Here is a 21,389-nt window from a genome sequence, read left to right on the forward strand (position 1 = left end):
TAACTCAAACTGTTTTATAAATTACGGCAGGGTCCGGAACAATGGCGAGAACGCCGACCGGACATCGAAGCAAAGGAGCATCGATGAAACGCAGCAGGATTCTGGCCGCAGCTGTGGCCGCATCCACCCTCGTGGCACTGGCGGGATGTTCATCGTCAGGTTCGGGGGACGGCAAGACCATCAAGGTCGCCTACCAGGACTTCGGGTCCAAACTGATCGACAACTTGATGAAAGACGCGAAGAAGGACTTCGAAGCCGCGAACGCGGGCGAGAAGGTCACCCTGGTTCCGATCAAAGCGGCGGAGAACGACTACTACACGAAGCTCTCGCTGATGAACCGCAGCGCATCGACCGCGCCCGACGTGCTGTGGGAGGACACCTTCCTCATCCGGTCGGATGCGCAGGCCGGCTACCTGGAGCCGCTCGACTCCTACGCGAACAAGTGGGACGAGTGGTCGCAGTTCTTCGACAACGCGAAGGACGCGGGCAAGGGCGACGACGGTAAGACCTACGGCATCCCGATGGGCACCGACACCCGCGGACTCTGGTACAACAAGGAGATCTTCGCCAAGGCAGGCCTTCCCGCGGACTGGAAGCCGAAGACGTGGGATGAGGTGCTGGACGCCGCGAAGACGATCAAGGCGAAGGTTCCGGATGTGACGCCCCTGAACATCTTCTCGGGCAAGGCGGCCGGTGAGGCCAGCTCGATGCAGGGCTTCGAGATGCTCCTCTACGGAGCGAGCGAGGACGGGCTCTACGACGCCTCATCGCAGAAGTGGATCGTCGGCTCCAAGGCGTTCACCGACTCGCTGAACGTGCTGAAGCAGGTCTACGGCGGCGGCCTCGGCCCGGCGCAGGAGGTCACCAGCGACACCAACTACCAGAACATCGTCGGTGCGCAGCTCATCCCGCAGGGCAAGCTCGCGATCAACCTCGACGGCTCCTGGCTCGGCAACACCTGGCAGAAGGACGGCGCGACGCCGTGGCCCGAGTGGACCAAGGTGATGGGCGTGGCTCCGATGCCGACGCAGGACGGCGCCAAGCCCGGAAGCATCAGCCTCTCGGGAGGCTGGACGCTCTCGATGGGGTCCAAGAGCAAGGCGAAGGATGAGGCCTGGAAGTTCATCGCGATGGTGAACGACAAGGAGCACTCGCTCAAGACCGACAAGACCCTTGCCTGGATCCCCGTGCGCAAGGACGTCGCGGCCGACCCGACCTTCGCTCAGGGCGACCCGACCGCGTCGTTCTTCTCGTCGCTCGTCGCCGTCACCAAGTTCCGCCCGGCGACTCCGGACTACTCCAAGATCTCCAACGGCATCCAGGTGGCGATGGAGTCGGTCATGACCGGTCAGCAGACGCCGGCCGAGGCCGCCAAGGCCTACGACGAAACTGTCGTGGGCATCGTCGGAAAAGACAAGACGAAGTCGGAGTGATCCTGCTGTGACGTCGACAATCGGCGCCGTCGCAACGGAAGCGGCCGGCCGGGGATCGTCTCCCCGGCCGCCGCGGCCGGAGCCAACGGCGCGTTCGCGCAAAACCCGGCGATCCGTCGCCCGGGCTGTTCCACTCGTCCCGGCCATCGGGCTGTTGCTGGTCTTCCTGGTCGGCCCGATCCTCGCCTCCTTCTACGGCTCGTTCACGAACTCGTCGCTGACCGGTTCGGCTGCGGCCTCGAGCGAGTGGATCGGGTTCAAGAACTACATCGACCTGTTCAAGAGCCCGGACTTCCCGGTCGCCGTCGTGCTGACCCTGGTGTTCGTGATCGGCTCGGCCGTGATCGGGCAGAACGTCGTCGGGATGATCCTGGCGCTGCTCATGCGTTCCGGAGGGCGGGTGATCGGCGCGATCGTGTCGACGTTCGTCGTCGGAGCGTGGGTGCTGCCGGAGATCGTAGCGGCATTCGCCTCGTACGCGTTCTTCAGCTCGAAGGGCACGTTGAACGCGATTCTCGCGATGTTCGGCATCGCCGGACCGTCGTGGCTGTTCGCGTTCCCGATGCTCTCGGTCATTCTCGCCAACACCTGGCGCGGGGCGGCCTTCTCGATGCTCGTCTACTCGGCGGCCCTGCAGGAGGTTCCGCCAGAGATCACCGAGGCCGCTGAGGTCGACGGAGCGAACGGCGTCAAGCGGTTCTTCCTCGTGACCCTCCCGATGATCCGGCGCAGCATCTCGACCAACATGATGCTGATCACCCTGCAGACGCTCTCGGTCTTCACCCTGATCTATGTGATGACCGGCGGCGGCCCGGGCAACAAGAGCATGACTCTGCCCGTACTGGCGTACCAGGAGGCGTTCAAGTTCTCCGAGCTCGGCTACGGCACGGCCATCGCCACCATCCTGCTGCTCGTCGGGGCGATCTTCGCCATCGTCTACGTGCGCGCTCTGAGATCGGAGGAGGACTGATGCGTCTCTCGTCACCGAGCGGTACCGCACTCAAGTGGACCGCGAACATCCTGTTGCTGCTCATCGGCGTCGTCTTCGTGCTGCCGATGGTGTGGGTCGTGCTCGCCTCGTTCGACGGATCGGCGACGCTCGCCGTCGGCTGGCCGAAGACCTGGACGTTCGACAACTTCAGCAAGGTGCTCACTCCTGAGCTGGCGTTCGTGCCGCTCTGGAACAGCCTGCTGCTGTCGGCCGGCTGCGCGGTGCTGACCGTCATCGTCGCGGTGCTCGCCGCCTACCCGCTGTCGCGTTACCGCAACAGGTTCAACAAGCCGTTCCTCTACGCGGTGCTCTTCGGAACCTGCCTGCCGATAACCGCGATGATGGTGCCGGTCTACAGCCTGTTCGTGTCGCTCAACCTGATCGACTCGATCGGTGGGACCATCCTGTTCATGGCGGCCTCGTCTCTGCCGATGGCGATCTGGATGACCAAGAACTTCGTCGACGCTGTGCCGATCTCCCTCGAGGAGGCGGCCTGGGTCGACGGTGCGTCCAGCATGAAGACCCTGTGGACGATCGTCGTCCCGCTCGTGCGACCGGGGATCGCGGTGGTGTTCATCTTCGTGTTCGTGCAGGCGTGGGGCAACTTCTTCGTGCCGTTCGTGCTGCTGCTCAGCCCGGAGAACCAGCCGGCCGCGGTGAGCATCTTCACGTTCTTCGGGCAGTACGGTGCCGTGGCCTACGGGCAGCTCGCCGCGTACTCGCTCATCTACTCGGTTCCGGTGATCGGCCTGTACGTGCTCGTGTCGCGCGTGCTCGGCGGATCGTCGGCGCTCGCCGGGGCCGTCAAGGGCTGACGCCCACTTCTTTTATCCGCTCACCCTCATCCCGCTTACCCCAAGGAGTCTCGTTGTATCAGCAGAACCAACTCGTCGAGTTGCGTGTGGACCGCTTCCTGCGCGAACGTCTCGCCCCAGCCGTGGAACGCGCGGCCGCTCCGGTGACGATCGGGGCCTGGGCGGTGCCGGATGAGCCGGTGCCGTTCGCGCAGGCCGTCGGCAACACCTTCGAGCCGTTCTCGATCGGACAGCCCTGGGGTCACGCGTGGAGCACGGTGTGGTTCCGGGTGACCGGCACGGTTCCCGCCGAGTGGGAGGCCGATCCCGACGATGTCGAGCTCGTCGTCGACCTCGGGTTCCTGTCGGGCCAGGCCGGGTTCCAAGCGGAGGGGCTGGTCTACGCGACCGACGGCAGCATCCTGAAGGCGCTCGAGCCGTTCAACGGGTACGTGCGGCTGCAGGCCGCGCCGGGCGAGAGCTTCGAGCTGTTCATCGAAGCAGCCTCGAATCCGGATGTGGGCAGCGACTGGTCCTTCAGGCCCACCCCCGTGGGCCGCAAGTCCACGGCGTCGGACCAGCCGATCTACTCGCTGCGCCGCATTGAGGTGGTGCATCACGATCGCGAGGTGTGGGAGCTCATCCAGGATGTCTGGACCGCGCGCGGTCTCGCAGCGGTGCTTCCCCTCGAGTCGCCGCGGCGCGCATCCCTCTTCACCGCCCTCGAGCGTGCCGTGGATGCGGTCGACCCGTTCGCCGTGAACGCCACGGCCGCGGCCGGTCGTGCCGCGCTCGCGGAGGTGCTTGCTTCGCCGGCGACCACGACGGCGCACAAGATCTTCGCCGTGGGCCACGCGCACATCGACTCGGCTTGGCTGTGGCCCGTGCGCGAGACGATCCGCAAGTGCGCGCGCACCTTCTCGAACGTGCTCGACCTGATGGATCAGGATCCGGAGTTCGTGTTCGCCTGCTCGTCGGCCCAGCAGTTCGCCTGGATGAAGCAGTTCTATCCGGAACTGTTCGAGCGCATCCGGATTCGCGTCGCCGAGGGCCGATTCGTTCCCGTTGGCGGGATGTGGGTCGAGTCGGACACCAACATGCCCGGCTCCGAAGCGTTGGCGCGTCAGTTCGTCGCCGGCAAGGGGTTCTTCCTGGAGGAGTTCGGCTTCGAACCGCGCGAGGTCTGGTTGCCGGACTCGTTCGGGTACAGCGGAGCGTTGCCGCAGATCGCTCGCGCGGCCGGCGCCGACTACTTTCTGACGCAGAAGATCTCGTGGAACGAGATCAACAAGTTCCCGCACCACAGCTTCGACTGGGAGGGGATCGACGGCACGCGCATCTTCACGCACTTCCCGCCGGTCGACACGTATAACTCAGTGCTGTCGGGCATCGAGCTCGCCCACGCCGAACAGAACTACGCCGACAAGGGGCAGGGGAACACCTCGCTCGTGCCGTTCGGTTACGGCGACGGAGGCGGTGGACCCACGCGCGAGATGCTGGCCGCTGCCAAGCGCACGGCCTCGCTCGAAGGGTCGCCGACCGTGCGGGTCGCCGCGCCCTCCGAGTTCTTCGCTGCGGCGGCTGCCGAGTTCGATCCAGCACCGGTCTGGGCGGGCGAGCTCTACCTGGAGTTCCACCGCGGCACGTACACCTCGCAGGCCCGCACCAAGCAGGGCAACCGGCGTAGCGAGCGCCTGCTGCACGAAGCCGAGTTGTGGGCCACGACCGCCGCTGTGCGCGCAGGCGCCGACTACCCGGTGGCGGTGCTTCAGGATGCGTGGCACACCGTTCTGCTGCAGCAGTTCCACGACATCCTCCCCGGATCGTCCATCGGCTGGGTGCACGACCAAGCCGAGGAGAACTACGCCCGGGTGGCCGAGGTGCTCGAGGGCGTGATCGCGGAGTCGATCGCGGTGGTCGGCGGGTCCGATGCCGGCGCGGGCGGCGCTGCCCTGGTGTTCAACTCGTCCCCGTATGCGATCGACGGCGTGCCCGCGTTCAGCGCCGGGCAGGCTTCGGTGGGTGCGGATGCGCGGATCTCGGCCGACGGCGACGGGTACGTGCTCGAGAACCCGGCCCTGCGCATCCGGATCGATGGGTCAGGCCTGATCGCGTCGATCGTCGAGCGGGCGAGCGATCGAGAGGTGCTGCCTCCCGGCACCCGAGCCAACCTTCTGCAGCTCTTCCGGGACACCCCGGCACAGTGGGACGCCTGGGATGTGGACGTCGAGTACCGCCGTTCGGGCGAGGATCTGACCGCGGTCGACAGCATCGAAATCGTGAGTGACTCGGCCGAGGCGGTCGCGCTGCGGCTGGTGCGCACCTTCGGCGATTCGTCGATCACGCAGACGCTGACGCTGAACGCGGGATCGGCGAGCCTCGAGATCGAGACCGAGATCGACTGGCACGAGCGGCAGCGGATGCTCAAGCTGGCCGTGCCTGTGGACGTGCACACCGCGTCCGCGCGCTCGGAGATCCAGTTCGGGCACATCGAGCGGGCGACGCACACGAACACGAGCTGGGACACCGCGCGCTTCGAAACGCCCGCGCACCGCTGGGTGCACGTCTCGGAGGCCGGCTTCGGTGTCGGTGTCGCCAACGACTCGACGTATGGCCACGACATCACGCGGCACGAGCGCGACGGCGGCGGGACGTACTCGCTCGTACGGCAGACCCTGTTGCGCGCGCCGCTGTTCCCGGACCCGGAGGCCGACCAGGGTCGCCACGTGCTGCGGAGCGCCATCGTCGTGGGCGGAGTGGGCGAGGCCATCGAAGAGGGCTACCGGCTCAACCTGCCGGTTCGTCGTGCCGCGGGCGCGGCCGTCGAGCCGCTGATCGCATCCTCGACCCCGTCGATCGTGGTCGAGACGGTCAAGCTCGCCGAAGACGGCTCGGGGGATGTGGTCGTGCGCCTGTACGAAGCGCACGGCTCGCGGGCGGCCGGGACGATCACCGCAGGATTCGATCACACCGGGGTCGTCGAGACCGATCTGCTCGAACGAGCACAGGCGGAGAACGCGGTCATCCGCGCATCCGGCGCCACCGTCGAGGTCGCCCTGCGGCCCTTCCAACTCGTCACTCTGCGCTTCGCGCGGGGGTGACGCCAGAGCGTCCGCCCCGGGCCGCGCGAACCCCGGGGCGGGCGATTTCCATGTATCCGGATGGAACTCTCAGCGCTCTTAAGGCAGGATAGATCACGAACCGATAACGCTGCAGATGGGCCGAACCCCCGATGCAGCGAGAAGCCACCCCCAGAAAGTCCCGACTCTTTGCCCCGATCCCGTACGCCCCAGCGTGCCCGTCGCACGTTCCAGCCTGCCCTCGAGGTGGAGGCTCTGGAGACGCCGACGCGGCAGCGATCCGGGCGCCGCGCGCTGCGCGAGGTGCGCGAGCATCGGGCCTGGGCGACCCGTCACAAGCCGTCGGCCGTGCCGGCGCGCGCTCAGCGCAAGAGCTCTCGTCGACCGTGGTTCCAGGGCATGCTCATGGTCCTCGTGGCGGGTCTGGTCGGAACGGCCGCGCTCCCCGCTTACGCATCGTCCGACGCAACTCCCGAAAACGGGGATGTGCGCGTCGCGCTGGCCGTGCAGACGCTGACGAGCGGATCCGCGAACGCGACCGTGCCGTCGGCCACGCGTGAGGACTACAGCGTGGTCCAGAGCAGCGTCGCCCTCGACTCGACCCAGACCGGCTACGTCTCCAGCACGGTGCAGACCCTCGCCGCGAAGCTCATGGGAGCCGTGGCGGCCGGGCGGCTCGTCGGGTACACGCCCAACCACATCCCGGAGATCCAGTACCTCGCCGAAGGCAAGGTCGTGCCGAACTGCGGCATCGACTACCGGGTGCTGCAGAGCATCGACGTCGCCCTGAACACGTTCGGTTCGGTCGGCGTCAGCGACATCAACCGCCGCTGCACCGGACAGATCCTCGGAGCGGGCGCGGCCTCGGCGCACTACGCCGACGGCGGAGGCCACGCGGTCGACTTCTACCTCCTCGACGGGCGCGCGCTCACCGGCGGCGACGCGCAGTCGATCAAACTCATCCGCGCTCTCGATCCGATCGTCCCGAGCGGAGCCGGTCTCGGCCAGATCGGGTGCCGGGCGTCGATGAGCCTGCAGAACTTCGCGCCGTTCGCGGACACCTGCAACCACCTCCACATCGACTTCGCCAACGCGAAGGGCGCCGCACTCAAGGAGTAGCGGCGGGCCCGAAATCGGCCCGAACTGGGGTCGAGCGCGCGGTCGGAGGCTGCCTGCGACCGCGTTATCCTGGCGTTCGTGGTGGCAGGTGTGTGGGTTCGACGGGTCCTCGTGGTCGAGGATCACGCCCTCATGCGCTCCTCATCGCCGACGCCCTCCGCGGGCGCGGATTCGACGTCGAGGCCAGGGAGAACGCCGCCGGTGCGCTCGCGATCCTCGACACTTTCGACCCGGACGGGCTCGTCACCGACATCGACCTCGGCGAACGTCCGAACGGCGTCGATCTCGCGACCATCGTGCGATCCCGCGCGCCGCATGTCGCTGTCGTCTTCCTCTCCAACCTCTCGCGAGCAGCGGCGCTCGGTCAGGCTCGGGATGTGGTGAGCAGCGCATCCTTCGTCAACAAGGGAGCGATCGAGAGCATCGACGAGCTGGTGGATGCCGTTGAAGCCGCCCTCGAGAGCCGTCCCGTTGCGCGTGAACTGGAGGCTGGGGATGCTCGCGCGGCGATCCTCGCGCTCAGTTCGACCCAGCTCGACACGGCCCGCCACCTCGCGGCGGGGGCTTCGAACGCTGAGATCGCGCGCCGACGAGGAGTGTCGGTGCGCGCCGTCGAGAAGAGTGTCGAGCGGATCTTCGCTGCACTCGGACTCACGGGGAGCGAGGCCGTCACGCCCCGAGTGGCTGCGGCATCCCTCTACATCACGACCTTCGGCGACCCGGCGAGCGGACTCGGCGGATGACCGCGGCGCAGCTGTTCGCGCGGCTCGGTGCTCGCAACCCGATCTCGGTCTGGTCCTGGGTTGTCACGGCTCCGTTCGCCGTGACCTTCATGTCGGGCCTGCAATACGTGGTCGCCGGCCAGCCCGACTGGGCGTGGCTCGCGATCTCCTGTCTCGTGCATCTGGGCGTCGGTGTGCTGCTCGCGCTCGGATGGGGAGTGCTCGCCCTCACTCCGCAACGTTGGCGGGCCGGCCTGGCCGTCGTCGTCTTCGCGGTCGTCGGGATCGCCCGTCCCTTCCTGTTCTTCGTCGCGGCCGAGCTGCTCGGCGTCCGGATCGACACGGTCAACATCCCAGGACGCGTGGCGATCAACGTGGTGGTCTGCATCACCGTGTTCACCCTCGTCGCCCTCAGCGTCGGCCTCATCCGCGAGCACCGCGGCGTCTTTCAGCGACTCGGTGCCGTGCAGCGAGTCGCCCGAGCCGACGGGGATGCGGTTCGCCGTCGCACCGAGGAGCTGAGGGACTCCCGCAAGGCCATGGTTCTCGACTCCATCGAGGCCGAAGTTCGCAAGGCGGCCACGCCGGGGATCGACGCCACCGCTGCATCGGCACTGCTGCGTTCGCTCGCGAACGACGTCGTACGTCCGCTCAGCCACGAGTTGTTCGAGGCGGAGGAGGGCGTCGAGAACGGCAGCGCCGCGACACCAGCAACCTCCTCGCGCGGGCGGGAGTGGTTCGGTTCCGTTCTCGGTGGGATGGTCCCGGCGCCGGCTCTGTTCACGGCCTTGCTCTTCGCCATGCTGGTCGCCCCGTACGCGATCGGCAACTACGGCTTCGCCGTCGCGGGCGTGCAGGCGGTCGTCGGCTTTCTGCTGGCCTGGGGCGGCAACGCGATCGTCACCTGGTGGGCGGCCCGCGCATCCGGTGCCGCAATGCGAGTCGGTGTGCTCGTCGGGGGATACGCCGTCGTGGGCGGGCTGCTCGTGGCAGAGAGCAGCGCCATGCTCGGGATGCTCGGCCTCAACCAGGAGTTCGTCTGGTTTCAGGCGTGCCTCTACCCGGTGATCGCGCTCGCGGGGGCGCTCGTCGCATCCCTGACCGATCGTCTGCGTGCCGACCAGCGTGAGCTCGAGGTTTCGATGCGGGCGAGTGTGGAGGCGACCGCCCGGATGCGCGTCGCGTACGACCGGGAGCGCATCCGTCTCGCGCACTTGTTGCACTCGACGGTGCAGGCCGAGCTGATAGCGCAGGCCCTGGCCTTGCGCACCGATGCCACGGGCGATGCCTCCGAGGTGGTCCGTGAAGCGCTCGAGCGCATCCGGACGCAATTGGCGGAGAGCACCAGCCGACCGGATCCGCGGGCCCGCCTCGAGCGGGTCGTCGAGACCTGGCGCTCGGCCATGGCACTCGACGCGCACATCGACGACGCGGTCTGGGCGAGCCTCGCGGATGACGCACGCAGCGAAGCCGTGATCGACACGATCTCGGAGGGGCTGGCCAACGCCGTCCGCCACGGCGACGGTTCCCCGGTGTCACTCGCGATCTCGCCGGAGGGCGATGGTGTTCGCGTGGTCGTGACCTCCGGCGGAAAGGTGGCCGCGGCACGCCCGGGCATTGGTTTGCGTGACCTGGCCCGCGCCGCCGATGTGCTCCTCACTGAGCGCGCGGGTGGCGTCGAGCTGGCGGTATCGATCCCCTGACGAGCGCCGTGCGTGCTCTGTGAAGCCCGGCTTGTCGTGTGGACCGTACTCGGCACTCAACCGCCCGGCCGACGCAGGTAATCTCGTGCGCGGCCCGTCAAGCCGACCGGACGTGTGGAAGGCAGACGGGAGCGGGGCGGCTTTCTGCGTGACCCGAAGACGCGGAAAGCGCCCCGCCACCCGCCCCCGCCACCCGCCCGGACCCCGCCGCGATCTGGTCCAGGCAAGCTCACTGGAGACACAAAGGCGAGGGCTAGAACTCCCCAAGTTTCACGCGGATAGTGGTATCTGATGGATACCGACAAACCCGATCGGGCGACGAACCTCAGTCGGCGCGCGCTGATCACAGGCGGCAGTCTTGTGGGAGCGGGCGTGCTCGCCGGCGTGTTCTTCGCGACGCGAGACACCCCCGAATCCTCGGCCTCGACACTGCGGCCGACCCCGAGCGCATCCGCCACCGGCAAACCGGCGGCCCGCTCCTTCGTGAGCACCACGCTGAGCGTTCCGCAGGTGACGAGCTGGAAGACCGGGACCACCGCACCCGGACTCCTCTTCGTCACCCAGCAGGAGAAGGGCTTCAACGGCCTGATCATGCGTGAGAACGGTGAGCCCGTGTGGATCGAGCCCACCAAGGTGAATCTCACCGACCTCAAGGTGCAGGCCTACCAGGGCGCCCCGGTTCTCACCTATTGGTCGGGCAAGAGCACGGGCGGGCACGGCGCGGGATCCGGCACGATCCTCGATACCACGTACACACCGATCGCTACGGTGGCCGCCGGCAACGACCTCGACGCCGACCTGCACGAATTCAACCTGACCGACCGGGGAACGGCCCTCATCACGATCTACGTGGTGAAGAAATCCGACCTCAGCTCGATCGGCGGCCCGAAGAACGGCTACGTCTACGACTGCCACGTGCAGGAGATCGACGTGGCCACCGGCAAAGTGCTGCTCGACTGGAGCGCGCTCGACCACATCCCGATCTCCGAGACCTACCTCGGCCTCACCCAGGACGAAGGACACGACGGCACCACTGCCGGCGGAGCCTTCGACGCGTACCATCTCAACGCGGTGGAAGAGGACGGGGACACCCTCCTCGTGTCGGCCCGGCACACCCACACCATCTACTCGATCGATCGGACCACCGGCAAGATCCGCTGGCGGTTCGGGGGCAAGAAGAGCGACATCAAGATCGCTCAGGATGCCGTGTTCGCCTGGCAGCACGACGTTCGCAGGCACACCGACGGCACGATCACCCTCTTCGACAACCACCTCTACTCCGGCACGGACGGCCAGTCCCGCGGAATGAAGTTCTCCCTGAACGCCGCCGAGACCGAGGCGACTCTGGAGCAGGAGTACACCTACGACAAGCATCTCGGCACGGCGATGGGCAGTGTGCAGGTGCTCGCCAACGGCAATGTGCTCGTCGGCTGGGGTACCGATCCTGCCGTCACGGAATTCACGGCGGGCGGAAAGGCGATCTACGAAGCGACCCTCGGTGGTATCTCCTACCGGTCGTACCGTCACGAGTGGAGCGCGCAGCCCACGACGAAACCCGACGCGGCGGCTCGGGTCGAGGGCGACCGGATGCGCGTCTACGCGAGCTGGAACGGCGCGACCACGGTCAAGTCGTGGCGAATACTGACAGCGAGCGGCGGGGACCCGGTGGCTGTCGGCGAGGTGAAGCGCTCGGGGTTCGAGACCTCGCTTCTCGTGCCGAAAGCCGCGACGGCGGTGGTGCAGGCACTTGGTGCGGATGGAAGCGTTCTAGGAACGTCGGCGTCGATCAGCGTTTAGCGACCGGCGGCGGCGAGCTCGTCGCCTAAAAGAGGTTGAGCGCCGCCCACTGCAGCAGGATGACCGTCTTGCCATCGACGATCCGGCCGTCGGCGATCATCGAGAGGGCTTCGTCGTAGCCGACGGTGACGGCTTCGATCTCCTCGCCTTCCTCCTCGACCCCGCCGCCCGGTCCGGTGAGATCGGCCTGCGTGTACGGCGCCGCGAAGAAGTGCACCCGCTCGGTGACCGAACCGGGGCTCATGTAGAGGTCGAACAGGTGGCGGAGCTCGCCGAGAGTCACACCGAGTTCTTCCGAAGCCTCTCGACGGATCGCGTCCTCCGAGGAGTCGTCGTCGAGCAGGCCCCCGGCAGTCTCGATCAGGAGACCGTCGGGATGGTCGTTGACGTACGCCGGAAAGCGGAACTGCCGTGAGAGCAGCAGGGTGCGCGCATCCGGGTCGTACAAAAGGATCGTCGCGCCGTTGCCGCGGTCGTAGGTCTCGCGCTGCTGGGTGGTCCAAGTGCCGTCGCGACCGCGGAATTCGAAGGTCGTGCGGCGCAACACGTGCCAGCCGTCACTCGTGACCTCGACGTCCCGGATGCGCACATCCGCGTTCCGGTCGAGGTCACGGCCGGTCAGGTGCAGGCCCGTGCGGCCGCGGGCATCCGGAAGCCCGGCGCCGGGATGGTCGATGCTCATGTGCCGAGCCTAGCCAGACCGGGCCAGCTGCCGCGCGGGTTCAGGTGTCACGGTAGCGGCGACGGATCGCTCGGGCGCCGAGGATGTCGCCCGCTGCCGCATCCTCCGCCTTCGCGAGCGCTTTGCGCGACTTGAGGGGCAGCTGGACGCGTTCGTCGGCCTCGATCCCGTGGACCAGTTCGCGTGCCCGCTCCACCTCCGAGTCGAGTTCGGCACCGAGCAGCAGCACGACGTTGGCGATCCAGATCCACAGCAGGAAGACGATGATCCCTGCGAGCGACCCGTATGTCTTGTCGTAATTGCCGAAGTTGGCGACGTAGAGCGCGAACAGGGCCGACGCGATCCCGAGCAGCACGATGGCCACGACCGAGCCGGTCGTCAGCCAGCGGAACTTCGTCTGCCGCACGTTCGGGGTGGCGTAGTACAGCAGAGCGACCAGCAGCACGAGCGCCACGATGAGCACCGGCCACTTGAGCACCGACCACACGACCTGGGCGGTCTCGCCGATGCCGATCGCGTCGCCGATCGCCGTGGCCACGGGACCCGAGACCACGAGGAGCACCGCGACGATGGCGATCAGGATGAGCGCGGCGATCGTCACCCCGAGTTGGGTGAGACGGAGCGAGACGGCGGGCCGCCCCTCCGGAATGCTGAAGACCCGGTTGAGCGCCCGGCCGAAGCCGCCGACGTATCCCGACGCGGACCAGACGGCGCCGACGATTCCGATCACGAGCGCCCAGCCGCTCGCCGGCGAGGAGGCGAGATTCTCGATCGGCCCCTTCACCGCATCAAGAGCGCCCGGCGCCACTTCTTCGACGATGCCGAACAGAGCGTTGATCCCGGCCTCGCTCTGCCCGATCAGGCCCAGGATGCTCACCAGAGCGATCATCGCCGGGAACAGCGACAGCACGGCGAAGTACGTGAGACCCGCGGCGAGGTCGGTGCACGCGTCGACCGTGAAGCTGCGGAATGTGCGCTTCAGGATGAAGCCCCACGGCAGGCGGAACCAGGAGACGTGCTTCATCCCCGCGAGCGTCTTCGCGTCAGCATCGCAACGGCTCCGGCGGCGGCGCCCACCACGGCGAGGAAGAGTCCGGCGAAGAACACGGGATGCGAGCGGATCTGCACCCCGAGGTTGAATGTGGCGAAGACGTCATCGAGGGTCTCAGCCAGTTCATCCCTGGTCTTCTCGAGGTCGAGCTTGAGGACGTTGATGCCCGCGTCCTTCGGGATGGGCGCACGCTCCGGTCGGGTGGAAGTCACGGTTGCTGCCCCTTCAATGCCTTGACGTCGTCGCTGAGCTCCTGCTTGAGGTCGTCGGGAACCGGCGGGACACCGCGCTTGAGACTGGCGCGTCCGATCAGCGCCAAGATGACGGCGAGCACGATCAGGATCCCGGCGACGACGAGTGCGGCCAGCCACGCCGGCAGGATGAGCGCGAAAGCGAGAACCGCCGTCGTGACGAGCGCGCAGAGTGCGAAGAAGACGAACACCAGCGCGCCGACCAGGAGGCCCGCGCCGATTCCGGCCGCCTTGGCCTTCTTCGTCATCTCGGCCTTGAACAGCGCGAGCTCTCCGGCGACGAGGCGGCGCAACTGGGCGACCAGATCCTTCGTCAGCTCGGGGAGGGGTCGCAGGCCACGCGTCGTCCGCCGTCGCTCGCGCGGCAGGGGCGGCTTCTCGAAACTCATCGGGCTCCCTTCGAGGGTGTCTTGTCGTGACGGTACCCCAGCATCCCTGTCAGGCCAAGGGTGCCCCCGGAGCGGGTGCTGGACGAGGGGGCGCCCGCGCTTCACACTGGACACATGAGCGGAACCGACAACACGCAAAGGGGCGGTGTTCTCGTCGCAGTGGTCCCCGGGCAGCCGGTGAAGGTGCTCGAGCACGCGGCGCGGCTCGCCGACGACCTCGACGTCCCGCTGGTCTGCGCGAACGTCGACCCGAACCGGTACCTGGTCTCGAGCTATGTGGACGGAACGGTGGTCGCGCTGCCGTACGACCCCGATCTGCCGGAGACCGAGAAGGAGCAGTTCGATCCGGAGCTCGACGCGCACATCCGGGGCGTCGTCGACAGACTGGGCGTGCGCTACAGCCTGGAGCAACTCGCCGGTGATCCATCGTGGGCGCTCGCGCGGCTGGCCGACCAGGTGGATGCGCGCTACATCGTGGTCGGAACCCGCGAGGCGGGGCTGCGGGGCAGCATCCGGGAGTTCTTCAACGGGTCGATCGCCGTGCATCTCGCGCACCGGCAGCAACGACCGGTGATCGTCGTTCCGCTCGCGCCGGTCACCGGCGATGGGAAGCTGCCGTGGGAGGATCCGCCGGTATAGTGAGCCGGTGCATCTCCGCTGGCGCTACATCGCCCTGGTCTTCATCGGCGGCGCGCTCGGGACCACGGTTCGATATCTCGTGTCCGCGGCTGTGCCGTCCGTGGCCGGGCTGCCGGTAGCGACCTTCGGCATCAACGTCGTCGGAGCATTCCTGCTCGGCATGCTTCTCGAGGCACTCGCGCTGCGCGGTCCTGACGAGGGGATGCGCCGCGATGTGCGCCTCTTCGTCGGCACCGGCATCCTCGGTGGCTTCACGACCTACAGCGCGTTCGCGGTCGATGCGGACGGTCTGATCGTCGCGCAGAACGTCGGGGGCAGCGTCGTGTACGCGGTCGCGACCATCCTGGTCGGAGCCCTTGCCTCGGTCGCGGGGATCGCGCTCGCGGCACGCCTGGGTCGCGCGGGAGCACGACGGTGACGCCGCTGCTCGTGCTCGCCGTCGCCGCTGCGGGCGGTCTCGGCGCCGTGACCAGGCTGGTCTTCGACACGTTTCTACGGAGTCGCTTCGCGATCAACTTTCCGCTCGGCACGACCGTCATCAATGTCACCGGGTCGTTCCTGCTGGGGCTCGTGACCGGGTTGGCGCTCGCCCACGGGTTGCCCGCCGAGTGGCGCGCCATCCTGGGCACGGGGTTTCTCGGCGGCTACACGACGTTCAGCACGGCGAGTTACGAGACCGTGCGTCTTGCTCAGCAGCGGCGGTACCGGGCTGCCCTCGTCAACGGCTTCGGGATGCTCGTGCTGGCGCTCGCCGCGGCCGGCCTAGGGCTGTGGCTGGGGTCGCTGTGACCGTGATGGCGCCCGCGCCGATCGGGCTTAGTCTGAGCCGTCGCCTTGCTCCATCCACCACTCGGTGAACTCTTCGGCACGACCGTCGGGCGCCAGGCGGACCACCCACAGGTTGCTGTAGGTGGGACCCTCCCTGTATTCGGTGAGGCCTTCGACGAAGAACAGTGCGCCGTCTCGACCCGCCAGCCGCCATTCGAAGACGGCGGCACCGGGATCGTCCTGCGCATCGAGCCACCCCTCCACGATCTCGAGGTGGCCGTCCCAGGGCTCGGCGAACGGTTCGGTGCGGTAGGAGGCGTCCTCCGTGAAGAGCGCGCGGATGTCGTCGGGGTCGTTGGACTCCCACGCCCGGCGGTAGAGGTCGATCCAGTTGGTGATCGCGTCGCTCATGGCACCGTTATACGCCATGCCTCCGGCCGCGCACCAGGGTGCGGCCGATACTGGCAGCGGCTCGCTACTCTGTCAGGCATGGATGCTGCGCTTGAGCCGTGGACGGAGTTCAACGTGGCCATCGCCGGGGCCGGTGCCGCACTCGGCGGGCTGCTGATCGTCGCGCTGTCCGTGAACATCCGGCAGATCGCGGAGTCGCGGGGACTCGCGGCCCGGGCCGGTGCTGCCGTTGCTGCGCTCATCCTGGGCGTTGTTCTTGCGTGCCTTGCGCTCATCCCGAACCAGGCAGTGTGGGGGTTCGGGGTGGAGGTGCTGGTCGGAACGCTCGGCTGTGGCGTGATTGCGGTGCTCGCGGCGCGCGCCATCGTGCAGGATCAGACTCCCGGGACGCTGCACCAGTACGACGCGGGGCACATCGCGTCGTTCGTGGTGCCGCTCGTCATCTTCGCAGTGGGCGGCGTGCTGCTGGTGTTCGGGATGCCCGTGGGCCTGCTCATCGTCGCGCTCGCCACGATCGTGGCACTGATCGCCGCGGTCATCTTCTCGTGGGTCGCGCTCGTCGAGATCCTGCGCTGACGCGCTCGGTACTTATCCCCACCCCACCCCTTCCGAACGTCGAGTGTGGAGTATTTACCGTTTTGAGCGCCCGAAAACGGTAGAAACTCCACACTCGACGGGCGCAAGGAGGGAGGGGAGGAGGAGGGAGGGGGAGAGAGGGGGAGGGGCGGGTCAGGGGAGGGCGTATGGGGGTCGCGCGGTGTCGGGGGTGAGGGCGGCGGCGGGGTCGGTGCCGACGGCCAGGATGCGGTTGGCGGCGTCGACGTGCACGACGGTCGGCTCGAAGACGCGGGCTTCCGCATCCGTCAGCTGGGCGTACGAGATGACGATCACGAGGTGGCCGATCTCGGCGAGGTGCGCGGCCGCGCCGTTCACGCCGATGACACCGCTGCCGCGCTCGCCCGCGATCAGGTAGGTCTCGAAGCGGCTGCCGTTGGCGATGTCGACGACGCTCACCTGCTCACCCGGCAAAAGGTCGGCCGCGTCGAGCAGGTCGAGGTCGACGGTGAGGGATCCGACGTAGTGGAGGTCGGAGTGCGTCACCGTGGCGCGGTGGATCTTCGACTTGAACATGGTTCTGAGCATGGGGAGCTTTCGCAATCAGTGGGCGAGGGCGAGCTGGGGGAGCGCGGAAATGAGTCCGGCGAGCTCGGGCAGCTCGTTCGCCTCGGCGAGCGCTCGCTCCAACGCAGTGTCGTGGATGGGCCGGGCCTGGTCGAGCAGATGGTGGCCGGCCGCGGTCAGCTCGGTGTAGATCCCGCGGCGATCGTCGTCGCAGAGCACGCGCGTGAGCAGCGCTCGCTCTTCGAGCCGGTTGACGAGCCGGGTGGTGGCGCTGGGGCTGAGCGCGCTCGCGCGTGCGAGCTGCTGCATCCGCATGTGCCAGCCATCCTGGCGGCTCAGCGCGTCGAGCACCGTGTACTCCACCACCGAGAGGTTGACCTCTTTGCTCAGCGAGCGCTCGAGCTCGTTCTCGATGAAGTTGTGGAGCGCGGCGAGGGTGCGCCAACCGTGGGCACGCACCTCGAGGGCGTCGTCGGCGATTCCCATCCGGGGCCTCCTGGTGTCGCTGTGTGGTCTACGGGGTCGTGAAACAGGGTTGCGCGAAGTAGTTGCATGTGCAACTATTTATGACGCGCCTGCAACTAATAGAGTACGCGGCGCATCCACCAATCCGAAATGCCTTCAGGGAGTTCCCATGCCCATCGGTCTCATCGCCCTCGCCCTCGGCGGCTTCGGCATCGGCCTCACCGAGTTCGTCATCGCCGGGCTGCTGCCCGAGGTGGCAGCGGACTTCCACGTCGACGAGGCGGCGGCGGGCTGGCTCATCTCAGGCTATGCGCTCGCCGTCGTGGTGGGCGCGCTCGGCCTCACCGCCGCCGTCACGCGTCTTCCCCGCAAGCCCGTTCTCATCGGCCTGATGGTGCTCTTCATCGCAGGAAACGCCCTGTCTGCGATCGCCCCCAGCTACGAGATCATGCTCTCGGGACGCATCCTTGCCGCCCTCTGCCACGGCGCGTTCTTCGGGATCGGGTCGGTCGTCGCGGCCGGAATGGTGGCCCCCGAGAAGAAGGCGAGCGCGATCGCGATCATGTTCACCGGCCTCACCGCGGCCAACGTGCTCGGCGTTCCGTTCGGCACGCTGCTCGGTCAGGCCCTCGGCTGGCGCTCCACGTTCTGGGCGATCACGGTGATCGGGGTCATCGCGCTGATCGGCGTCGCCGTGCTCGTGCCGCGGTCGACGGATGCTGCGCCGAGCGCGGGACTCCGGCACGAGTTGACCGCCTTCCGCTCCGGCCAGGTGTGGCTCTCGATCGCGGTCACCGTGCTCGGCTTCGGCGGGATGTTCGGGGCCTTCACCTACATCGCGTACACGCTCACCGACGTCTCCGGCTTCGCATCCGCTGCGGTTCCGTGGCTGCTCATCGTCTTCGGCGTCGGGATGTTCGTGGGCAACGCCCTCGGCGGACGTTTCGCCGACCGCGCCCTCGACAAGAGCCTGATCATCATCCTCGCCGGGCTCGCTGTCGTGCTCGCTGCGTTCGCTCTTGTCGCAGTGAACCAGGTCGCCACGATCGCCGCGCTGCTGCTCATGGGCTTCTTCGGATTCGCGACGGTCGCCGGTCTGCAGATGCGCGTGATGAAGTACGCCGAGCACGCTCCCACCCTCGCATCCGGCGCCAACATCGCCGCGTTCAACCTCGGCAATGCGCTCGGAGCCTGGATTGGCGGGCTCACGATCACAGCCGATCTCGGCTACACGTCGCCCCTCTGGGCGGGCTCGCTCATCACAGTAGGCGCGGTCATCGTGATGGCTTTCGCAGCGGTCACAGCCCGACGGCTCGCTCGCCGCAGCGCCGCGAAAAAGACCGAGCAGCCTCTTCCCGTCGGGTAGACAGAGGAGTATGGTCTGCCCTATCGAACGGTCAGGGGGTGATCGCGATGGATGGTGAGCAGGCCGATGGACGGCGCTCGTTCCTCACTCCGGCGCGGCTCCTGGCCGGGTCCCTGATCGGTGGCGCGGGCATCGCGCTCCTCGGATTCTTCTTCGGAGGGGCGACCGCTTCAGCAGCGGAACCGGCCCCGCCCGAGCCTGCCACGCACTCCGTCCTCGAGTCGGTCGGTTCGCTGGTCACCCGGGTCGACGGGGCCGTGTCGGGTGTCGTCTCCAGTGTCACGTCACCCGTCGGCGAGGTGGCTTCGGCCGTCGTGCGCCCGGTTGCGAACTCGCTGCCCGCGCCGACCCGCCGAGTGGCCTCATCCGTGGTGGCTCCAGTCGCGACCGGGATTGCCGACATTGTCGCGTCCGCACCGGTTTCACAGGTGACCGCCCCGGTGACGGGTGCTGTCGATGCGGTGGTGGCGCGCATCCCGATCACTCAAGAGCTTCTCGGTGACCGGCCCCTGGGCGTCGTCGTCGATCCCGTCGCTGGCGCCGTCGACCACGCTCTCGGTTCGTTCGCTCCTGTGGTGACGGAGGCGGTCGAACCGCTGACGTCGACCGCTTCAAGTGATGGTGAAGCGGTCGTCGCCGCGGTGTCAGGTGGGCTCGGAGCAGCCGTCGCCGTCGGTGTCGCACCGACAGATCCGGTCGCCGCCGTCGGCCAAGAACCCCTGCTTTTCGGGGCGCGTGGAGTGCATCGGCCGGTCGTCGGGTCGACCGGGTCGTCACCCCAGTCCCCGGCCCCGCCGGGCGGTCTCGCTCCGTTCGCGCAGGGGGCCGTCTCGGGGAGCGGTGTGTCCTCATCCGGATCGGGCGCTGCCGGCCTGTCGGCCGCGACCGCCGTCTTCCTCGCCCTGTTCGCGCCTGTGCGCGGGATGCAGGGACTCTCTTCGGACGACCGTCTTCCGGCGTCCGCCGTCGCCGACCACGACACCAGCCCCGACTGAGTGGGTCCGCTCCGCCCTCATGGCGGAACGCGACCGAGCTCCCCGTTCTGGGAGCACAAACACTCAATCGAAGGGCAATTCTCATGAACAAGTACGTGTCGAGGGGGTTGTGGTTCACCCTCTTCCTCGGCGGCCTCTCAGCGGCTGGAGTCGGTGTGGCGAACGCCGCCGAGTCCAGCGGTGACGACGGGGTCGCCTCCGGCAGCCAAGCGGCTGTCAGCATCACCGTTCCGGTCACTCTCGGCGGAAACGGGATCAGCCTGCTCGGCGACTCGTCGAGCAGCGGGTCGACCGCTGGGGCTCAGGATGCTCCGGCTCCGGCCGCAGCGCCGGCTCCGGCCGTCTCCACGTCGGGCTTGGGTGGCGTGCTCTCGGGTACGCAGGCCATCGCCGACGTGAGCGTTCCGGTCACCGTGTCCGGAAACTCCGTCAGCGCGGTCGGCGACTCGTCGAGCACCGACTCGTCGAGTGGTGCGGCGCCCGGTGCTCCGGCGGCTTCGCAACCGGCTGTCGCGCCGACTACCTCCGGGAGCGACGGCATCGCATCCGGAACCCAGGAGCCGATCGATGTCGCTGTGCCGGTGACGGTCGGCGGAAACGCGATCAGTGTGCTGGGTGACAGCTCGTCGATGGGCGCGAGCCAAGCGGGCACAGCGCCCGTGGCCGAGGGTTCCTCCGGGGCCGCACCCGGCGGGTTGACCACGTCTGGCGACGACGGGATCCTGTCGGGCACGCAGGTGCCGGTGGGTGCCGCTGTGCCGGTGACGGCCGGTGGTAACGCGGTCAGTGTGCTGGGTGACAGTACCTCGAGCGGGTCGGCGGTGGCGGCTCCGACTGGTGCTCCGGCTTCGGGCGCCGCTGGCGGTCCGGTGACCTCGGGGTCGGATGGTGTCGCATCCGGAACCCAGGTGCCGGTCGGGGCCACTGTGCCGGTGACTGCTGGTGGCAACGCGATCAGTGTGCTGGGTGACGCGAGCAGTTCTGGCTCGTCGAGCGGCAGCGGTGACCCGGCGGGCTCGGGAACGGGTGCGACCACGGGCGGTGATGAGGGCATCCTGACCGGTGCTCAACTGCCGATCGCGATCGCGCTGCCGGTGACTGTGGGTGGAAACGCGATCAGTGTGGCCGGTGACACGAGCACTGACGGCGCTGACACTGGGGTGGCGACGCCGACCGATCCGACCGACCCGACCGATCCGACGGTTCCGACGGTTCCGACCGTTCCCGGCTCTCCGGGCACGTCGACGATTGGAGTGTCGGCAGGCACCACGATGGCCGCCACCGGCGCGGTGACGCTGCTCGGGTCGGACGCTGCAGAGACGTTGGCTCAGACCGGGTCCGACGACCTCGGGCTCGGCGCGATCGCGGCTCTGCTGGCGCTCGCCGGGGTGGTGCTGATGTTCGGAGCTCGCAATCGCACGTCGGTGAAGCGAGTGCACCGCATCCACAACACGAAGTGAGCACGGATGGTCGTGCCGCCGGGCAGAGCGCCCGGCGGCACGCCGTCATGCCCGGATGCCGCGACCGATCGTGCGAAAAGTGCAATGCAGGAGGGGTCGACCGCGCTTTTCGCACGACTCGACGCGCGGGCCGAAGTGCGATCGTGCCAAA

General features: G+C 67.9%; 22 protein-coding genes. 15 read left to right on the forward strand and 7 right to left on the reverse strand.

What is annotated here, in order from left to right; genetic code table 11:
• Positions 1–83 precede the first annotated feature (83 nt).
• From ACQ86A_RS01755 to ACQ86A_RS01790, 8 genes are all read left to right on the forward strand, one after another.
• Positions 84–1,433 (forward strand): extracellular solute-binding protein, encoded by a 1,350-nt coding sequence (locus ACQ86A_RS01755; protein WP_431278920.1) that lies wholly within the window; start codon positions 84–86, stop codon positions 1,431–1,433.
• Between the two features lie 7 nt (positions 1,434–1,440).
• Positions 1,441–2,403 (forward strand): carbohydrate ABC transporter permease, encoded by a 963-nt coding sequence (locus ACQ86A_RS01760; RefSeq protein WP_431278921.1) that lies wholly within the window; start codon positions 1,441–1,443, stop codon positions 2,401–2,403.
• Positions 2,403–3,239 carry a carbohydrate ABC transporter permease gene (locus tag ACQ86A_RS01765; RefSeq protein ID WP_431278922.1) on the forward strand — a complete coding sequence of 279 codons (837 nt, stop codon included), beginning with the start codon at positions 2,403–2,405 and terminating at the stop codon, positions 3,237–3,239. Before ACQ86A_RS01760 ends, ACQ86A_RS01765 begins: the two co-directional genes overlap by 1 nt.
• A 53-nt stretch (positions 3,240–3,292) precedes the next feature.
• The gene (locus ACQ86A_RS01770) at positions 3,293–6,319 is read left to right on the forward strand and encodes an alpha-mannosidase (protein ID WP_431278923.1); all 3,027 of its coding nucleotides are present in this window, start codon (positions 3,293–3,295) and stop codon (positions 6,317–6,319) included.
• 168 nt (positions 6,320–6,487) lie between these two features.
• Entirely contained in the window at positions 6,488–7,417 is a 930-nt protein-coding gene (locus tag ACQ86A_RS01775; RefSeq protein WP_431278924.1) for a hypothetical protein, read from the forward strand.
• Between the two features lie 92 nt (positions 7,418–7,509).
• Entirely contained in the window at positions 7,510–8,160 is a 651-nt protein-coding gene (locus ACQ86A_RS01780; protein ID WP_431278925.1) for a response regulator, read from the forward strand.
• Positions 8,157–9,842 carry a sensor histidine kinase gene (locus tag ACQ86A_RS01785; protein ID WP_431278926.1) on the forward strand — a complete coding sequence of 562 codons (1,686 nt, stop codon included), beginning with the start codon at positions 8,157–8,159 and terminating at the stop codon, positions 9,840–9,842. Before ACQ86A_RS01780 ends, ACQ86A_RS01785 begins: the two co-directional genes overlap by 4 nt.
• 291 nt (positions 9,843–10,133) lie before the next feature.
• The gene (locus ACQ86A_RS01790) at positions 10,134–11,639 is read left to right on the forward strand and encodes an arylsulfotransferase family protein (protein WP_431278927.1); all 1,506 of its coding nucleotides are present in this window, start codon (positions 10,134–10,136) and stop codon (positions 11,637–11,639) included.
• A 25-nt stretch (positions 11,640–11,664) separates the two neighbouring features.
• On the opposite strand, the gene ACQ86A_RS01795 is transcribed toward ACQ86A_RS01790, so the two are convergent.
• From ACQ86A_RS01795 to ACQ86A_RS01810, 4 genes are read right to left on the reverse strand one after another with little or no spacing between them, the layout of a single operon-like run.
• Complete coding sequence (locus ACQ86A_RS01795) at positions 11,665–12,321, reverse strand: NUDIX domain-containing protein (protein ID WP_431278928.1); 657 nt, start codon at positions 12,319–12,321, stop codon at positions 11,665–11,667.
• Positions 12,322–12,361: 40 nt separating this feature from the next.
• On the reverse strand, positions 12,362–13,345 hold the full coding sequence (locus ACQ86A_RS01800; protein ID WP_431278929.1) for a YihY/virulence factor BrkB family protein: 984 nt from the start codon (positions 13,343–13,345) through the stop codon (positions 12,362–12,364).
• Positions 13,342–13,584 carry a hypothetical protein gene (locus ACQ86A_RS01805; protein ID WP_431278930.1) on the reverse strand — a complete coding sequence of 81 codons (243 nt, stop codon included), beginning with the start codon at positions 13,582–13,584 and terminating at the stop codon, positions 13,342–13,344. Before ACQ86A_RS01805 ends, ACQ86A_RS01800 begins: the two co-directional genes overlap by 4 nt.
• Positions 13,581–14,012 (reverse strand): phage holin family protein, encoded by a 432-nt coding sequence (locus tag ACQ86A_RS01810; protein WP_431278931.1) that lies wholly within the window; start codon positions 14,010–14,012, stop codon positions 13,581–13,583. The genes ACQ86A_RS01805 and ACQ86A_RS01810 overlap by 4 nt, the downstream gene beginning before the upstream one ends.
• A gap of 114 nt (positions 14,013–14,126) precedes the next feature.
• Here ACQ86A_RS01810 and ACQ86A_RS01815 point away from each other — a divergent pair, with 114 nt between their 5' ends.
• From ACQ86A_RS01815 to crcB, 3 genes are read left to right on the forward strand one after another with little or no spacing between them, the layout of a single operon-like run.
• The gene (locus tag ACQ86A_RS01815) at positions 14,127–14,651 is read left to right on the forward strand and encodes a universal stress protein (RefSeq protein WP_431278932.1); all 525 of its coding nucleotides are present in this window, start codon (positions 14,127–14,129) and stop codon (positions 14,649–14,651) included.
• Between the two features lie 7 nt (positions 14,652–14,658).
• Positions 14,659–15,069 carry a fluoride efflux transporter FluC gene (locus ACQ86A_RS01820; protein ID WP_431278933.1) on the forward strand — a complete coding sequence of 137 codons (411 nt, stop codon included), beginning with the start codon at positions 14,659–14,661 and terminating at the stop codon, positions 15,067–15,069.
• Positions 15,066–15,440 (forward strand): fluoride efflux transporter CrcB, encoded by a 375-nt coding sequence (gene crcB, locus ACQ86A_RS01825; RefSeq protein WP_431278934.1) that lies wholly within the window; start codon positions 15,066–15,068, stop codon positions 15,438–15,440. Before ACQ86A_RS01820 ends, crcB begins: the two co-directional genes overlap by 4 nt.
• Before the next feature lie 27 nt (positions 15,441–15,467).
• Here the strand turns inward: crcB and ACQ86A_RS01830 are convergent, their stop codons facing one another.
• The gene (locus ACQ86A_RS01830; protein WP_431278935.1) at positions 15,468–15,830 is read right to left on the reverse strand and encodes a nuclear transport factor 2 family protein; all 363 of its coding nucleotides are present in this window, start codon (positions 15,828–15,830) and stop codon (positions 15,468–15,470) included.
• 78 nt (positions 15,831–15,908) lie between these two features.
• Between ACQ86A_RS01830 and ACQ86A_RS01835 the strand changes: the two genes are divergently transcribed.
• On the forward strand, positions 15,909–16,406 hold the full coding sequence (locus tag ACQ86A_RS01835; RefSeq protein WP_431278936.1) for a hypothetical protein: 498 nt from the start codon (positions 15,909–15,911) through the stop codon (positions 16,404–16,406).
• A 153-nt stretch (positions 16,407–16,559) separates the two neighbouring features.
• On the opposite strand, the gene panD is transcribed toward ACQ86A_RS01835, so the two are convergent.
• Complete coding sequence (panD, locus tag ACQ86A_RS01840; protein WP_431278937.1) at positions 16,560–16,973, reverse strand: aspartate 1-decarboxylase; 414 nt, start codon at positions 16,971–16,973, stop codon at positions 16,560–16,562.
• A 15-nt stretch (positions 16,974–16,988) separates the two neighbouring features.
• Complete coding sequence (locus tag ACQ86A_RS01845) at positions 16,989–17,438, reverse strand: MarR family winged helix-turn-helix transcriptional regulator (RefSeq protein WP_431278938.1); 450 nt, start codon at positions 17,436–17,438, stop codon at positions 16,989–16,991.
• Between the two features lie 148 nt (positions 17,439–17,586).
• Here ACQ86A_RS01845 and ACQ86A_RS01850 point away from each other — a divergent pair, with 148 nt between their 5' ends.
• The 3 genes from ACQ86A_RS01850 to ACQ86A_RS01860 all read left to right on the forward strand — a co-directional run bounded on the left by ACQ86A_RS01850 (position 17,587) and on the right by ACQ86A_RS01860 (position 21,238).
• Positions 17,587–18,783 (forward strand): MFS transporter, encoded by a 1,197-nt coding sequence (locus ACQ86A_RS01850; RefSeq protein WP_431278939.1) that lies wholly within the window; start codon positions 17,587–17,589, stop codon positions 18,781–18,783.
• A gap of 38 nt (positions 18,784–18,821) precedes the next feature.
• The gene (locus ACQ86A_RS01855; RefSeq protein WP_431278940.1) at positions 18,822–19,778 is read left to right on the forward strand and encodes a hypothetical protein; all 957 of its coding nucleotides are present in this window, start codon (positions 18,822–18,824) and stop codon (positions 19,776–19,778) included.
• Between the two features lie 83 nt (positions 19,779–19,861).
• Positions 19,862–21,238 (forward strand): chaplin family protein, encoded by a 1,377-nt coding sequence (locus tag ACQ86A_RS01860; protein WP_431278941.1) that lies wholly within the window; start codon positions 19,862–19,864, stop codon positions 21,236–21,238.
• The last annotated feature ends 151 nt before the right edge of the window (positions 21,239–21,389 follow it).

Origin of the sequence: Leifsonia poae, assembly GCF_050632195.1 — a bacterium.
Taxonomy (GTDB): domain Bacteria; phylum Actinomycetota; class Actinomycetes; order Actinomycetales; family Microbacteriaceae; genus Leifsonia; species Leifsonia poae_C.

Bases quoted from the DNA above. Each gene is read 5' to 3' on its own strand.
- ACQ86A_RS01830 (WP_431278935.1), bottom strand. From the start codon at position 15,830: ATGAGCGACGCGATCACCAACTGGATCGACCTCTACCGCCGGGCGTGG.
- ACQ86A_RS01795 (WP_431278928.1), bottom strand. From the start codon at position 12,321: ATGAGCATCGACCATCCCGGCGCCGGGCTTCCGGATGCCCGCGGCCGC.
- ACQ86A_RS01810 (WP_431278931.1), bottom strand. From the start codon at position 14,012: ATGAGTTTCGAGAAGCCGCCCCTGCCGCGCGAGCGACGGCGGACGACG.
- ACQ86A_RS01835 (WP_431278936.1), top strand. From the start codon at position 15,909: ATGGATGCTGCGCTTGAGCCGTGGACGGAGTTCAACGTGGCCATCGCC.
- panD (WP_431278937.1), bottom strand. From the start codon at position 16,973: ATGCTCAGAACCATGTTCAAGTCGAAGATCCACCGCGCCACGGTGACG.
- ACQ86A_RS01860 (WP_431278941.1), top strand. From the start codon at position 19,862: ATGAACAAGTACGTGTCGAGGGGGTTGTGGTTCACCCTCTTCCTCGGC.
- ACQ86A_RS01845 (WP_431278938.1), bottom strand. From the start codon at position 17,438: ATGGGAATCGCCGACGACGCCCTCGAGGTGCGTGCCCACGGTTGGCGC.
- ACQ86A_RS01765 (WP_431278922.1), top strand. From the start codon at position 2,403: ATGCGTCTCTCGTCACCGAGCGGTACCGCACTCAAGTGGACCGCGAAC.
- ACQ86A_RS01800 (WP_431278929.1), bottom strand. From the start codon at position 13,345: ATGAAGCACGTCTCCTGGTTCCGCCTGCCGTGGGGCTTCATCCTGAAG.
- ACQ86A_RS01850 (WP_431278939.1), top strand. From the start codon at position 17,587: ATGCCCATCGGTCTCATCGCCCTCGCCCTCGGCGGCTTCGGCATCGGC.
- ACQ86A_RS01755 (WP_431278920.1), top strand. From the start codon at position 84: ATGAAACGCAGCAGGATTCTGGCCGCAGCTGTGGCCGCATCCACCCTC.
- ACQ86A_RS01790 (WP_431278927.1), top strand. From the start codon at position 10,134: ATGGATACCGACAAACCCGATCGGGCGACGAACCTCAGTCGGCGCGCG.
- ACQ86A_RS01785 (WP_431278926.1), top strand. From the start codon at position 8,157: ATGACCGCGGCGCAGCTGTTCGCGCGGCTCGGTGCTCGCAACCCGATC.
- ACQ86A_RS01815 (WP_431278932.1), top strand. From the start codon at position 14,127: ATGAGCGGAACCGACAACACGCAAAGGGGCGGTGTTCTCGTCGCAGTG.